Origin of the sequence: Chitinophaga sp., from assembly GCF_036569185.1 — a bacterium.
GTDB lineage: Bacteria > Bacteroidota > Bacteroidia > Chitinophagales > Chitinophagaceae > Chitinophaga.
Genome location: NZ_DATCRD010000224.1, coordinates 1 through 15187, shown reverse-complemented (window position 1 = coordinate 15187; position 15187 = coordinate 1). Strand labels below are relative to the sequence as shown.

The 15187-nt window shown below is 46.3% G+C and carries 13 protein-coding genes and 1 tRNA gene; 4 read left to right on the top strand and 10 right to left on the bottom strand.

Annotation, left to right across the window (positions count from 1 at the left end):
• Together topA and VIM72_RS16785 are read left to right on the top strand one after the other, a co-directional pair.
• The coding region (topA, locus tag VIM72_RS16790; protein WP_332003985.1) for a type I DNA topoisomerase at positions 1 to 2068 on the top strand (2068 nt) is incomplete at its 5' end.
• A gap of 127 nt (positions 2069 to 2195) precedes the next feature.
• On the top strand, positions 2196 to 3068 hold the full coding sequence (locus VIM72_RS16785; RefSeq protein WP_332003984.1) for a transglutaminase-like domain-containing protein: 873 nt from the start codon (positions 2196 to 2198) through the stop codon (positions 3066 to 3068).
• 295 nt (positions 3069 to 3363) lie between these two features.
• On the opposite strand, the gene VIM72_RS16780 is transcribed toward VIM72_RS16785, so the two are convergent.
• The 5 genes from VIM72_RS16780 to VIM72_RS16760 all read right to left on the bottom strand — a co-directional run bounded on the left by VIM72_RS16780 (position 3364) and on the right by VIM72_RS16760 (position 6615).
• Positions 3364 to 3582, bottom strand: coding sequence for a hypothetical protein (locus VIM72_RS16780; protein WP_332003983.1), 219 nt, complete (start codon positions 3580 to 3582; stop codon positions 3364 to 3366).
• 89 nt (positions 3583 to 3671) lie between these two features.
• Positions 3672 to 4985, bottom strand: coding sequence for a ribosome biogenesis GTPase Der (gene der / locus VIM72_RS16775; protein ID WP_332003982.1), 1314 nt, complete (start codon positions 4983 to 4985; stop codon positions 3672 to 3674).
• Positions 4986 to 5042: 57 nt separating this feature from the next.
• A complete protein-coding gene (gene era, locus VIM72_RS16770; RefSeq protein ID WP_332003981.1) occupies positions 5043 to 5912 on the bottom strand; it encodes a GTPase Era in 870 nt (289 codons plus the stop codon).
• A gap of 112 nt (positions 5913 to 6024) precedes the next feature.
• Positions 6025 to 6096: transfer RNA gene (locus tag VIM72_RS16765), tRNA-Met, on the bottom strand.
• 111 nt (positions 6097 to 6207) lie between these two features.
• Positions 6208 to 6615, bottom strand: a complete 408-nt coding sequence (locus VIM72_RS16760) for a single-stranded DNA-binding protein (protein ID WP_332003980.1) — start codon at positions 6613 to 6615, stop codon at positions 6208 to 6210.
• A gap of 237 nt (positions 6616 to 6852) precedes the next feature.
• Here VIM72_RS16760 and VIM72_RS16755 point away from each other — a divergent pair, with 237 nt between their 5' ends.
• Positions 6853 to 9228 carry a TonB-dependent receptor gene (locus VIM72_RS16755; RefSeq protein ID WP_332003979.1) on the top strand — a complete coding sequence of 792 codons (2376 nt, stop codon included), beginning with the start codon at positions 6853 to 6855 and terminating at the stop codon, positions 9226 to 9228.
• 248 nt (positions 9229 to 9476) lie between these two features.
• Positions 9477 to 10460 carry a hypothetical protein gene (locus VIM72_RS16750; protein ID WP_332003978.1) on the top strand — a complete coding sequence of 328 codons (984 nt, stop codon included), beginning with the start codon at positions 9477 to 9479 and terminating at the stop codon, positions 10458 to 10460.
• Positions 10461 to 10569: 109 nt separating this feature from the next.
• Here VIM72_RS16750 and argH read toward each other — a convergent pair whose 3' ends face one another.
• From argH to VIM72_RS16725, 5 genes are all read right to left on the bottom strand, one after another.
• Positions 10570 to 11904 carry an argininosuccinate lyase gene (gene argH / locus VIM72_RS16745; protein ID WP_209863969.1) on the bottom strand — a complete coding sequence of 445 codons (1335 nt, stop codon included), beginning with the start codon at positions 11902 to 11904 and terminating at the stop codon, positions 10570 to 10572.
• A gap of 93 nt (positions 11905 to 11997) precedes the next feature.
• Positions 11998 to 13062 (bottom strand): M20 family metallo-hydrolase, encoded by a 1065-nt coding sequence (locus VIM72_RS16740; RefSeq protein ID WP_332003977.1) that lies wholly within the window; start codon positions 13060 to 13062, stop codon positions 11998 to 12000.
• Positions 13063 to 13065: 3 nt separating this feature from the next.
• Positions 13066 to 13854: an acetylglutamate kinase gene (argB, locus tag VIM72_RS16735; RefSeq protein ID WP_332003976.1), complete on the bottom strand. Its 789-nt coding sequence runs from the start codon at positions 13852 to 13854 to the stop codon at positions 13066 to 13068.
• 2 nt (positions 13855 to 13856) lie between these two features.
• Positions 13857 to 14807 (bottom strand): N-acetylornithine carbamoyltransferase, encoded by a 951-nt coding sequence (locus VIM72_RS16730; RefSeq protein ID WP_414648997.1) that lies wholly within the window; start codon positions 14805 to 14807, stop codon positions 13857 to 13859.
• 71 nt (positions 14808 to 14878) lie between these two features.
• Positions 14879 to 15187, bottom strand: a 309-nt coding sequence (locus VIM72_RS16725; RefSeq protein WP_332003974.1) for an aminotransferase class III-fold pyridoxal phosphate-dependent enzyme, incomplete at its 5' end; no start/stop codon positions are given.

Sequence of the window (15187 nt, the reverse complement as noted above, 5' to 3'; positions counted from 1 at the left end):
GTGCGAGGTGTTGAACCTGGACCCGAAAACGACCAAGCGCATTGTTTTCCATGAAATTACCAAACCTGCCATAGAAAACGCCGTACAACATCCGCGCAAGCTGGATATGGACCGGGTAAATGCGCAGCAGGCCCGCCGTATACTGGACCGTATCGTAGGTTTTGAGATCTCCCCGGTATTGTGGCGCAAAATGAGTATGCGCAATTCCCTCTCAGCCGGCCGTGTGCAATCTGTAGCGGTACGACTGATCGTGGAAAGGGAAAGAGAGATCAACACTTTCAACTCCGTGAGCACCTTTAAGGTGGAAGCCTGGTTCACCGGTAAGGATATTAATGGGAAGAGCATTTCCTTTAAAGCCGACGGCCCGGGTAAGTTCAAAACAGCAGAAGATGCGGAGAAATTCCTGCAGCAATGTGTTGGCGCCGCCTATACCGTAAAAGATATACAGGTAAAACCCGGCAAGAAATCGCCTGCAGCGCCGTTCACCACTTCCACCCTGCAACAGGAAGCCAGCCGTAAACTTGGCTACAGCGTTTCCAAAACCATGTTGCTGGCCCAGAAGCTGTATGAAAGCGGTAATATCACCTACATGCGTACCGACTCCGTAAACCTGTCGGATACCGCGGTAAGTGAAATTGAAAAAGCCATTAAAACCAGTTTCGGCGATAAATACCATCAGCACCGGAAATTCAAAAATAAAAATGAGTCCGCACAGGAAGCGCACGAAGCCATCCGTCCTACTTACATGGAAAACACCACGGTAGAAGACAGCGATACCCGCAAACTGTATGAACTGATCTGGAAACGCACCATTGCCAGCCAGATGGCGGATGCGGAACTGGAAAAAACCATCGCCAAGATCGATATCTCTACCAACCATGAGGAGCTGACAGCCAGCGGGGAAGTACTGAAATTCGACGGCTTCCTGAAAGTGTACATGGAAAGCCACGATGATGAAGATGAAACAGAAGAACAGGAAGGCTCTTTACCGCCACTGGCCGTAAAACAATCCCTGGATCTGAAGGAAATGAAAGCCACCGAAAGGTTCTCCCGCCCGGCTCCCCGTTATACGGAAGCCAGCCTGGTAAAGAAACTGGAGGAACTGGGCATCGGCCGCCCATCTACCTACGCGCCTACTATCACCACTATCCAGAAACGTAACTACGTGGAGAAAAGGGATAAAGAAGGTGTGAAAAGAGATTTCCGTATCCTGGTGCTCAAGGCAGATAAGATCACCAAACAAACAGACGCAGAAAATACCGGCGCAGAAAAAGCGAAATTATTCCCTACAGACCTGGGAATGATTGTAACCGACTTCCTGAACCAGTACTTTAATAATGTTATGGACTACGGTTTTACCGCCAAGATCGAAGAAGAGTTTGATGAAATTGCCAGCGGTAAAAAGGTATGGAATAAGATGATCAGCGAATTTTATTCTCCTTTCCACAAAGATGTGGAAAACACCCTCGAAAATGCAGAGCGTGTAAAAGGCGAACGTCCGCTGGGCACCGATGCCGCTACCGGTAAACCAATTGTAGCCCGTATGGGCCGTTATGGCCCTATGATCCAGATAGGTAGTGTGGAAGACGAGGAAAAGCCCCGCTTTGCCAAGTTAAAGGCCACACAAAGCATTGAAACCATTACACTGGATGAGGCAATGGAATTATTTAAACTGCCCCGTAACATCGGCCAGTTTGAAGATTCCGATGTAATTATCAACATTGGCCGTTTTGGTCCATATGCACAGCACGATAAGAAGTTCTACTCCCTGAAAAAGGAAATGGACCCTTATACCGTGGAACTGGATGAAGTGGCGCCGTTGATTGCAGAGAAACGCACTGCCAAAGATGAACGGACCATCAAAATATTTGAGAAGGAAAAAATTCAGATCCTGAAAGGACCGTATGGCCCATATATCAAACAAGGGCTGAAGAACTATAAGATACCGAAGGAAAAAATAGATAACGCTGCTGATCTGACCGTGGAAGAAGCCAAAGCGATCATTGAAGACGTGAAAGCCAATCCACCTAAGAAAAAGGCGCCTCCCAGGAAGAAGAAAGCTGAATAACGCTGTGGTAAGAATATGCTGAAAATCGGGGCAATGATAATAACTGCAGTGTGAATGGTATGCTTATTATTAAATTTGCCGACAGGATCACATTATTTAATGATTACCACATGATCATAATAATGGTATGAACGAAAACAGAGAAATAAACGCTTTGTTCCACCTGTTGGATGATCCGGATCTGGAGGTATTTGATACGGTTGCCAGTAAAATATTACTGTACGGTAAAGATATCATTCCGAACCTGGAGAATTTGTGGGAGAATACAATTGACGAGGCTATTCAGGAAAGGATAGAGCTGCTGATCCACCGGGTTCATTACCAGGATTTGCAGGCAGCGTTACGCGCATGGGGGCTTTCGTCATCCCAGGATCTTATGCAGGGCGCCATACTGGCTGCCCGGTACCAGTTCCCCGACCTCATGGATGCACCGATCGTTGCAGAAATAGACCGGATCAAACGTAATATATGGCTGGAACTGAATAATTATCTTACCCCGCTGGAACAGATCAATGTGCTGAACAGCATGATCTATAACTATTTCGGCCTCAAAGGAGAAGAAGTTTCCTACCAGCGCAAAAACCAGTTCTTCATCAACCAGGTGGTAGAGTCTAAAAAGGGAAATCCTGTTACCAACGGGATTATCTACCAAAGCCTCTGCGCTATGCTGGACCTCCCGGTGTATGCCGTGAATATCCCCCGGCAGTTTATCCTGGCGTATTTCGACAGCTACATTGATTTTTCCACCCCGGTGGAGCCCGATGACCATCGCATCCTGTTTTTTATAGACCCCATCCAGGGCCAGATCTACACCCAGCAGGATGTGGATACTTACCTGAAAAGAGTGTCCGTACCGCCGGTTCCCTCCTACTTCAAACCACAATCCAACAAACGCATCGTGCAGTTCCTGCTGGAAGAATTATCCAAATGCTTCCGCGACGACAAAGACGCTTACAAAACGGATGAACTGATGAACCTGGCGAGTATACTCGAAGATTAGAGCGGATTTTGTCTGACTCAGGATTAACCTGATTTTACTGATTTTATTTTTTGTGATTTTGTAAATGATTATAAAAGATTTGGGGAGATCTAAGCGAAAATATTCGCTTAGATCTCCCCAAATCTTTTATAATCCCAAAAACAAAATCCAGGTAATCAGTAAAATCAGTTTAATCCTGAGTCAGACAAAATCCGCATGCGCCGAAGGCGCACCAGCGCGCATCAAAAAGCCCACCGCATAAGCGATGGGCTTCTTAATTTCTTGCAAGAAAAGATATTATTGTTATAATAATCTCTTACTTAGCTGGAGTTGCAGTAGCAGCTGAATCAACTGGAGCAGTTACAGCAGCAGAATCAACGTGAGCAGCAGAGTCAACTGGAGCAGTTGCTACCGGAGCAGCGTTCATAGTGTCTACAGGTGCAGTTGCAGTAGAATCAGTAGCTGGAGTGCTACCACCGTTACAAGCAACGAAGAACAGGCCAGCGGCAGCAGCTAATACGAATAATTTTTTCATTTTTTAGGTCGTTTTATTTTTAAAACCGGCGCAAAGGTATGCAAAATTTATAAAATACAAAATCTGCTTAGCTCTTTTCCGGTAAGTATTTATTTTTTTCTGAAGAAGATCTTCAGCGGCACCCCTTTGAAATCAAATTTTGTCCGGATCTGGTTCTCCAGGTAATTGCGATACGGCGTTTTCACATCGTCCGGGAGGTTACAGAAAAAGGCAAATGCCGGCGTATGCGTAGGCAGCTGCGTTACATATTTGATACGGATAGGAATACCCCTCACCACCGGCGGGTGATATGCTTCAATGGCTTTCAGCAGCACTTCGTTCAGTACGGAAGTCTGGATCCGGCGGGTACGGTTTTCATACACCTCCAAAGCAGTTTCAATTGCCTTGAAAATACGTTGCTTCTCTGTTACCGAAGTGAAGATGATGGGTACATCAGAGAAAGGCGCCAGGCGCTCTTTCAGCGTTTTTTCATAATCCCTGGCAGTATTGGTGGCCTTTTCCACGAGGTCCCATTTGTTTACCAGGATCACCACGCCCTTGCCTTTGCGTGCAGCAAGACTGAAAATGCTAAGATCCTGTGCGGTGATGCCTTTTTCGGCATCCAGCAGCAGCATTACCACATCGGATTCATCTACCGCCTTGATGGCACGGATCACGGAATAAAATTCCAGGTCTTCATTCACTTTTGTTTTACGGCGGATCCCCGCAGTATCAATGAGCATGAAGTCTTTCTGGAACATATTGTAACGGGTGTGAATGGTATCGCGGGTGGTACCGGCAATATCAGACACGATATTACGCTCCACGCCCACCAGTGCATTCAGCAGGGAAGATTTCCCTACGTTAGGCTGACCGATGATCGCTATTTTAGGAATGTCTATATCCTGGTTGGCATCTCCCATATCCGGGGTAATGAAAGTTACCACGTCGTCCAGCAATTCGCCGGTGCCGCTGCCGGTCATGGAAGAAAGGAAGTAGGTACGCTCAAATCCCATGCTGTAAAACTCTGTGGCTTCCAGCTGGCGCTGACTGTTATCTACTTTATTCACTACAAGAAAAACCGGTTTGGAGGTACGGCGCAGGATATCCGCCACATCTGCATCCAGGTCGGTAATACCGGTAGTTACATCACACATGAAGATGATTACATTGGCCTCTTCCATAGCCACTTTCGCCTGCTTGCGAATCTCCCGCTCAAATACATCGTCGCTGTTGGATACAAATCCGCCTGTGTCGATTACGTTGAAGGTTTTGCCGTTCCAATCGGCAATACCATATTGACGATCGCGGGTTACACCGCTCTGGTCGTCCACGATGGCCTTCCGCTGTTCCAGTAAACGGTTGAACAACGTTGACTTGCCTACGTTGGGACGGCCCACTATAGCTACTGTAAATCCTGCCATTTTGTTATTGTATTTTGTCGTACTAACCTGGATAATACACCCAGGAATTTTTCAATATTAATACCCGTATTCCTTCAGGAAAGTGTCGTTGTCGCGCCACTTACCACGCACCTTTACAAACAGTTCCAGGAATACTTTCCGTTCAATAAATTTCTCTATCTCCTGCCGGGCCAATGTTCCCAGCTCCCGGATAGATTTGCCCCTTTCTCCCAGGATAATGCCTTTCTGGGTATCGCGGGTAACGATGATTTCAGCGGTGATTTTCGTTAACGTATCCTTTTCCTGGAATTGTGTAACAATTACGGTAGTGTGATACGGAATCTCTTCTTCAAACAGCTGGAATATTTTTTCACGGATCATTTCCGCCACTAAAAAGCGTGTAGACTTATCCGTTAGTGTGTCGTCAGGATAGAACGGGTTGCCATCGGGCAGCAGTTTTACTATTTCCGCCAGCAGTTCCTTTATACCTTTTTTCTGCATGGCAGATATGGGTACTACAGCTGCCGCTTTGCCCCAGGCTTTGGCGCGTTCCGTTAAAGCTTCCATATCCTCTTTGAGGATATTATCCATTTTATTGAGGATGAGAATAACCGGTACTTTCAGTTTCAGTGAATCAAACAGCTCCAGGTTCTCTTCCATATTATCTTTCGCATCCATGATCAGCAGGGCCACGTCTGCATCTTCCAGGGCCGATTTAACCGCTCCCATCATTTTCTCGTGCAGCTTGTATTTGGGATCAATGATACCCGGCGTATCAGAAAAAACGATCTGGTACGCAGGGTCCGTTAATACCCCGGTTATACGGTGGCGCGTAGTTTGCACTTTGGGGGAAATAATAGCGAGCTTTTCACCAATAATGGCGTTCAGCAATGTGCTTTTTCCCGCATTGGGCTTACCAAAAATATTTACAAAACCTGCCTTATGCATGATAACAATTAAACCTCCTGATGTTGTTGTAACAACTCAAACTTACTGAAATAAAAAAAGCCGAATTTCTTCGGCTCTTAATCTTTTTTACGCACCCTTCAGTACTATTTTGTAGCGAGGAGCGGATTCGAACCACTGACCTTCGGGTTATGAGCCCGACGAGCTACCTCTGCTCTACCTCGCAATGAGGGTGCAAAGATACAACTATTTCATTCAGCACCAAATCTTTTTTAAAAGAAATACAAAAAGCCAACCATAAAAGGTTGGCTTTCATATTGGAATGCTTCATACATTGTTAAAATGGGAGGTCGTCAGCGGGCTGCTCCTGAACGGGCTCTGCCTCGGGTACGGTTACTTCAGGCACCGTGGTTTTCCGTTTTTCCTCGTCCTTACGGCTGAGCAACTTCAGTGAAAACACCCTGAGCCTTAATGCCCCGCATAACGCACCGGTTGCTGTGCTTACGTAAGCCTCCACTTTGGGAGCGCCCTCTACGTATACCATTACACCCTGCGTTAAAAAAGGAGCTACATTGAACTTGTCCCAAAGCGCGCAGTCCACCCAGGTGGTTCTTTCTTCCAGTACGCCCTGTGCGTTCTTAAAACGCTCATTCACCGCTACCGGGAAATTGAATACAGTGGCACCGTTGACTTCTTTTTTCACTACATCGCGGCCAAGATGCCCGATAAACTGAAGTTTCATCATCAGAAATAAAGATTTAAATGATTAAAAATTTATAAACGATGATTGAGAGAAGTATCCTGAAAATTAAGCAATTTCCTTCTCCCAAAAAATAATTTCTGATTTATAATTCCTACAAGTATACCTTTGCAGTAACGCAACACATGGGGTGCCTTACTTTCAGGCTGAGATCACACCCAATGAACCTGGACCAGGTAATGCTGGTTAGGAATGAACAAACAGAAAACAGACATACTTAAAATGAAACAGCTAATGTTATTAGTGCTGCTATCTATAGCAGGCACTTTACATGCACAATCGCTGGTAACCGGTACCGTTACCAGTAAAGCCAGCGGCCAACCACTGGAGGGTGTTACCATTTCCGTCAACCAAACAGGCGCTGTTACCGACAGCAGGGGCCATTACAGCATCCATCTTCCTAAAAAAGGAACCTATGCTTTAACAGCCAGCTTTGTAGGTTTTAAAACATTCACCACCAACATTACCGCCAACAACACCACCCAGCTTACCGACATTTCCCTGGAAACAACGGCCCTGCTGGTAAAACCGGTAGAGATCAGCAGTTTACGCGCAGGTAAAAATTCACCTTTCGTAAACACTACTTTAACCGCGGCGGATATCAAAAAACAAAATCTCGGGCAGGACCTGCCCATCCTGCTGGATCAGCAGCCCGGCGTAGTAACCAACTCAGACGCCGGTACCGGCATCGGCTATACGGGTATGCGTGTACGCGGCTCCGATATTACCCGTATCAACGTTACAGTAAATGGTATCCCGGTGAATGATGCGGAATCGCAGGGAACCTTTTTTGTGAACATGCCGGACTTTGCTTCCTCTGTAAGCAGCGTGCAGCTACAGCGTGGCGTAGGTACTTCCACTAACGGCGCCGCCGCATTTGGCGCTACGTTGAACCTCAGCACCAACGAATTCAATGAAAAAGCATACGGCGAAATCAGCAACAGCTACGGCTCCTTCAATAGCTGGAAACATACGGTGAAAGCCGGTTCCGGCCTCATCAACGATCACTTTACCATTGATGCCCGCCTTTCCAAAATTTCATCAGACGGGTATATAGACCGCGCCACTTCAGACCTGCGCTCTTTCTATACTTCCGCCGCCTACGTTTCCGCCAAAACAGCCATACGGCTGAACGTCTTCTCCGGGAAAGAAAAAACATACCAGGCCTGGTACGGCGTACCCAAAGCACTCCTGGAAACAGACCGGACCTACAATGCGGCAGGCACCGAAAAACCTGGAGCTCCCTACGATAACCAAACCGACAATTACCAGCAGGATCATTACCAGTTGTTCCTGAACCAGGAAATTAACTCCCACTTCAACTTTAACGTAGCCTTCCACCTCACCCGCGGACGCGGCTACTATGAAGAATATAAAGCGCAGCGGGCATTTTCTGACTACGGCCTGCAGGGACCAGTGATCAACGGCAAAAGAGTTGATACTACTGACCTCGTCCGGCAACTGTGGCTGGACAACTACTTCTATGGTTCCGTATTTTCTGTGAACCGTACCGGCGAAAAGTTCAACTGGAGCCTGGGCGGCGGCTGGAACCGCTATACCGGCGACCACTACGGCAAAATCATCTGGGCGCAAACAGGTATCGATAAAGACCACGAATACTACAGGTATCCTGCGGCTAAAAATGATTTCAACGTTTACTGGAAAGGCGAGTATAAACTCACTACTGCGCTCAGTATTTTTGCAGACATGCAATACCGCAACATCATGTACAACATGGATGGCTTTGAAGCGGCGCCTTCCTACATTGCACATGTGAACTATAATTTCTTCAATCCCAAAGCAGGGATCTCTTATAACATCAATCCCACTAGCCGGGTATTTGCATCCATTGCCATCGCTCATAAAGAGCCTAACCGCGTGGACTTTGAAAGCAACTACGGCGTAGCAACTCCCCAACCGGAAATACTCCGCGATGTGGAGGCCGGCTACTCATGGAATAACAACATTGCCGCTATACAGGCCAATGTATATTACATGAATTACAAAAACCAGCTGGTGCAAACCGGTATGCTTACTGATGTAGGCGCCTATGTGCGCACCAACATTCCCAAAAGCTATCGCATGGGCATTGAAGTGAATGGTAATGTAAAACTGGGCAGCATGGTGAACATAGCCGCCAATGCAGCTTTGAGCCAGAACAAAGTGCTGGATTACCATGCCGTTGCTTACGATGGCGATGCGGCAGCACATACACAGGTGTTCAACAAAACAGATATCTCCTTCTCTCCTGCTTTCGTAGGTGGGTTCACGTTAACCGCGAAACCGGTTAAAAACCTGAACATCGATGTACTCGGCAAATATGTAAGCCGCCAGTATATGGATAACACTTCCAATATAGATGGCAGCCTGGATCCTTACTTTGTAAACAACCTGCGTATCAACTACGTAGTACCGCAACCGTTATTCCGGGAACTTGGACTGCAATTCATGCTGAACAATGTTTTCAACGTGAAATATGAGCCTAACGGGAGCACTTACAGCAGCTACGACCTGGCCAGCAACCGCGTAGTGTATGATAGCTACTATTACCCCATGGCAGGGATTAATTTCTTTGCCGGGGTGACTATCGGGTTCTAAGATATCTGTATAAAACAAATCCGTTCAATGGGAAAACAGATGTCAATTTTCTTGGCAGCAGCCGTCTCAAACTTATGAGACGGCTGTTGTATTTCAGATCTTCCCAAAATATAACGCCAATTGATCGGGATTTTGTATTTTAGGATGTTGTTCCCATTTATCCATAGCTATATTGTGCCAAAGTATTCATGTCTTTTATTTTTTAAGTAACCATATCACTTTTTTGAAACCTTAAACCCAACATTGTTATGAAAGCCATGTCTGCATGTGCGATTGCACTCTGCCTGCTATTCTTTGCCTGCTCAAAGGATGACAAGCCTATTGAAAAGCCCTCCCCATCTGGTCCAAAAGAAAAAGTAGCTGTTACATTCAGCGCAACAGGTTTTACACAGGAAACCGTTGATCTGGCCAATAGCAGAACCACGTTGGCTGCCACAGCTGCCACGGATTCTATGGGAAGGTATGTCAACTATTTCTGGTACCTGGCCTATGATAACAAGGGCAAGGAGATAAGCAGGAAATTTCAAAAGTCTTCCCTGGGAAGTAACTTTGGGGTCGTTAAAGATTCTCTTCAGCCGGGAGGGCCCTACACGATTGTGATGTTTGCTTCGCCCTTTAATCTGGAATTTAACGGACCGGATACTATAGCAAATGGCGGCTATCCGTATAGGAACCCGGCGCCACTTTCGCTTGATTCAGCCTTTCTGAGCTTTAGAGTGGTAGATTGGTATTGGACAAAAGAGGCATTTTATAAAAAGTTCACCATTAATATTAACAATGATACCATTGTTGCCGCAAGGGCGCTCGACCGGATCGTAGGTAAAGTAGAAGTGAATATTTTAGATGCGAATGCTAACCAGAATATTACCGTGCGGATAGATAAAGAATGTGGGTATTATTTTTTTAACACAGGTAAAACGGATGCCATTCATACAGATCCGGAAGTCCCCGACATCGACAATCTCCAAATCATCAGACCTTTTAAGAGGGTAAGCCCAACAAAGTTCGAACTCTTTGTTTTGAATAGAACAACTCCAATGGTAGCCACTATTACCGCATTGGATGGAAATTATAAAGTAATGGCTGAGCGGAAAGTAGCTTTCACTAATGAATGGAATAAAAGGGTGATCATCACTGGTAAACTTTTCGGCCCTGAGATAGATCCTCATTTTGGTTTCAAGGTATCACTGAATACTGATTGGAGCTCAGATAGTACACAGATCGGTTTTTAGTAACAACATAGCTGGCAACCTTGTGCCAGTCTGGCTGGTCAGTTCTTATTCTTAAAAACAATCTTCTCTAAACAAGACATTGCAGCTTGCGCTGCAATGTCTTGTATTATCAGCTGTTAAGCAATTTCTCTATCGCTTTATCCACCGATTCAAAAGGAAATCCTTTGATCACCGCATCCATTTGTGCAGCGATCTGCTGAGTGCCTAAGTTTCCGATGCTGCCTGCATGCGTGTGATTCACGGCCTTATCCGGGGAGAAGGTACCGTTTTCAATATCCATCCCTACTTTCTTATACGCCTCACGGAAAGGAGTGCCCTGCAATACCAGGTTATTCACTACTTCCACGCTAAAAAGGTATTGATACTTATCATCATCGAGTATGTTTTCCTTAATGCGGATATTTTCCAGCATCAGGCGGCTCATGCGGATACAGTCTTTCAGCGTTTGAAAAGCAGGAAATAGATTTTCCTTCAGCAGCTGTAAGTCGCGGTGGTAGCCGGAAGGGAGGTTCGTGATCATCATGGCAATTTCGTTTGGCAACGCCTGGAGCTTATTACCATGAGAGCGGATCAGTTCCCATACATCCGGGTTCTTTTTATGTGGCATAATGCTGGAGCCGGTAGTAAGTTCATCCGGGAAGCTGATGAAACCAAAGTTCTGGTTCATGAACAAACAGGCGTCCATAGCCATTTTAGCGATAGTGGCAGCAATACCCGCCAGTGCAAAAGCGACTATTTTTTCCGTTTTACCACGTCCCATCTGTGCGTATACTACGTTGTAGTTGAGCGCATCAAAACCAAGCAATGCAGTGGTAAGCTCACGGTCAAGGGGGAACGAAGATCCATAACCGGCAGCAGAGCCGAGCGGATTCTTATTCACTACGCGGTAAGCGCCCTGTAACATGGTAAGGTCGTCTACCAGGCTTTCTGCATAAGCGCCAAACCACAAACCAAAAGAAGAGGGCATGGCAATTTGCAGATGTGTATAACCCGGTATCAGGTGTGCTTTATATTCTTCGCTTTTCTGTTGCAACAAGTGGAATAAGGCCAATACTTCTTCCGTCATGGTTTGCAGCTCATGACGCAGGAACAGTTTCAGATCCACCAGCACCTGGTCGTTGCGTGAACGGCCGCTATGGATCTTCTTGCCTACTTCGCCCAAACGGCGGGTCAGCAACAGTTCTACCTGTGAGTGAATATCCTCCACTCCTTCTTCCAGTTTAAAGTTGCCGGACCGGATTTCCTGGTAGATGTTTTTAAGCTCCTGTTTCAGTATGGTGAGCTCTTCCTTTTCCAGCAAGCCTATACTTTGCAGCATAGTGATATGTGCCATAGAGCCCAGCACATCAAACGGCGCCAGGAAGGCATCCATTTCACGGTCTTTTCCTACGGTGAATGTTTCCACTGCCGCTAAGGAGGCTTTATCTTTTTGCCACAATTTCATAATACTATAGTTTTTTCATGCGCTGTTAACCCATGAAATTAAAAATCATATTTATCAAAGATACGCTGCTTTACGTCCGGCTTAAAATTCATCCTACTGGATCATTTCAAGTAACTGGATATAACTCTGGATACCGTCTTTAATCTCGTGCAGATGGATATATTCATCTGCGGTATGCGAACGGGCGGAATCGCCGGGGCCTATTTTTACAGAAGTAGCCGGGATCAGCGCCTGGTCGGAGGTGGTAGGCGATCCGTAGCAGGATTTACCCACGCTTATACCTGCCTGCACAAACGGATGGTCCATCGGGATAAAGGATGGCCGCATCCGCATAGACCGTGGCTTTACTTCGCAGGATACATTGGCCCGGATAATTTCCAGCAGCTCTTCGAGTGTATATTGATCGGTAGCCCGCACATCTACCACAAAGGTACAGTCGGCCGGTACTACATTATGCGCTTTATTGGAAGTGTTGATCACGGTAACGCTCATCTTCACCGGACCCAGTGTTTCCGATACTTTAGGGAAGCGGAAATCTTTAAACCAGTTGAGATCAGGCATCGCTTTATACAAGGCGTTTTCTCCTTCTTCCCGGGCCGCGTGCCCCGCTTTACCATAGCTGGTGCAATCCAGCACCATCAGGCCTTTTTCAGCGATGGCCAGTTGGGTTAAAGTAGGCTCGCCTACAATGGCAAACTCAATAGCTGGCAGCTTCGGCAAAATACTTTCTATCCCGTTGGCGCCGCTGATCTCTTCTTCTGCGGTGGCTGTAAGGATGATGTTGTAGCTAAGATCGCTACGGTGATAAAAATGCAGGAACGTTGCGATCAGGCTTACCAGGCAACCGCCGGCATCATTGCTACCGAGCCCGTAGAGCTTTCCGTCTTCCACATCCGGGCTGAAAGGATCACGGGTATATTGCGGATTGGGTTTTACGGTATCATGATGGGAGTTCAGGAGTATATTACGTTTGGAGGGATCGTAATGTTTATTGAAGGCCCAGATATTATTGAGATGCCGCTCATGCGGAATATCCATGGCCGTCAGGAACTCACTGATCAGTTGCGCGGTGCCGTCTTCTTCCCGGCTTAATGAAGGGGTGGCGATCATCTGTTTCAACAGGGCCACCGCCACATCATATAGTTTTTCGTTCCACATAGGTTAGCATATTAGAGTGCCTGCCACTTCCGGGGTTGTATTGCTCAATACATCGTCTGCATGTCCTATCAGCACTTCTTTTACACCGTTGTCTATTGCCCCGAAAGCATTTTGCAGTTTAGGCAATATCCCGTCTGTCAGTATTTTTTCTTCCAGCAGTTGCTGGTAAATTTCTTTGTTGATGAGATTGATCACCGCATTATCATCTGCCGGATCCCTCAACACGCCTTTCTTTTCAAAGCAATAGATGAGCCTCACGCTGTAATGCTCCGATAAAGCAATCGCCAGGGAGGAAGCAATGGTATCTGCATTTGTATTGAGGATCTGACCTTTACCATCATGTGTAAGCGGTGCAAACACTGGTGTAATACCGGTATCCAGCAGTGCTTTCAGTGGAGCGGTATGCAGGGTGCCATTGTGTATATCGCCTACAAAACCATAGTCGATTTCCTTTACCGGTCTTTTTACTGCAGGAATAATGTTGGCATCTGCACCGGTCAAACCGATGGCATTACAACCATTGGCCTGCAACCGGGCTACCAGCTGTTTGTTCACCAAACCGCCGTATACCATTGTCACCACATCGATGGTATCTGCATCTGTGATCCTCCTGCCGTCTACATATTTTGATTCGATGCCCAGCTTATCGCCGATACGGGTAGCGATTTTACCGCCTCCGTGTATCAGGATCTTTTTACCGGGAATTGCTGCAAACTTCTCCAGGAAGGTTTGCAGCAATGCCGGGTTATCGATCACGTTTCCGCCTACTTTGATAATAAATAAGTTGATCATAATTATCCTTTCAGTATTTCACTCAAAACTGCCTGGGCAGCCCATACACGGTTACCCGCTTCCCGGATAACAATAGATTGCGGACCATCCAGTACTTCATCTGCAATTACCACATTCCTTCTTACCGGCAGGCAGTGCATCACTTTGGCAGTATTGGTAAGCGCCAGTTTTTCGTTGGTAAACATCCAGGAAGGATCCGTACAGGTGATCTTGCCATAATCTTTGTAAGAAGACCAGTTTTTCACGTATACAAAATCTGCATCCTTCAATGCCTTGTCCTGGTTGTATTCAATATGTGCCTTACCGGAAAATTTCTCATCCAGTTCATAGCCTTCAGGATGAGTGATCACAAAATCTGCTTCTCCCCATGCGTTCATCCATTGCGCAAAAGAGTTGGGAACAGCCTGTGGCAACGCTTTTACGTGAGGCGCCCAGGTCATTACCACTTTAGGTTTACGGGTCTGCTGCCAGTTTTCCTTTATGGTAATTACATCTGTTAAACTCTGCAAAGGGTGCAGGGTAGCGCTTTCCAGGCTTACCACCGGCACGCCGGCATACTTAATGAACTGGTTGATATATTTCTCTGTATAATCTTCTTCTTTATTCTTTAACCCGGGAAAAGTACGGATGGCCAGTATATCGAAATACTGCCCCATTACCGCCGCAGCTTCTTTTACGTGCTCGGTAGTGTTGCCATTCATCACCACGCCATCATTCATTTCCAGCGCCCAGCCTTCCTTATCGATGTTAAACACAATGGCTTCCATACCCAGGTTCTTTGCAGCGATCTGTGTACTTAAGCGTGTTCGCAAACTGGGATTCAGGAATATCATTCCCACTGTTTTATTCTTACCTAATTCCCTATCCCTCAAAGGATCTTTCTTGTAGTTCAGCGCAATGTCCACTAACCGCGGGACACTGGGAACATCTGCTGTAGAAATAAATTGTTTCATTTCGCTTATAGGCTTTAAACAGGCAGTGGAAAGATGTAAAGGCACACTGCCTGCCATACATGGTTGTTTACTTATTTATTTAATGCTTTTCCGAATGCTTCCAGGAACTGATCGGCATGCGCTTGTGTGAGCGCCAGTGAAGGCAGCAAACGGATCACGTTTGGTTTTGCTTCACCGGTAAAGATCTTATGGGTATGCAGCAGTTCTTTTCTTACCTGTGATAATTCTTCGGGAAGATCTATACCGATCATCAAACCACGGCCTCTTACTTCTTTCACCTTATCAAAAGTGCGCAGGTTCTCCATGAGGTAATTACCTACGGTAGCTGCATTCTCTACCAGTTTTTCCGCCTGTATGGTTTCCAGTACGGCCAGGGCTGC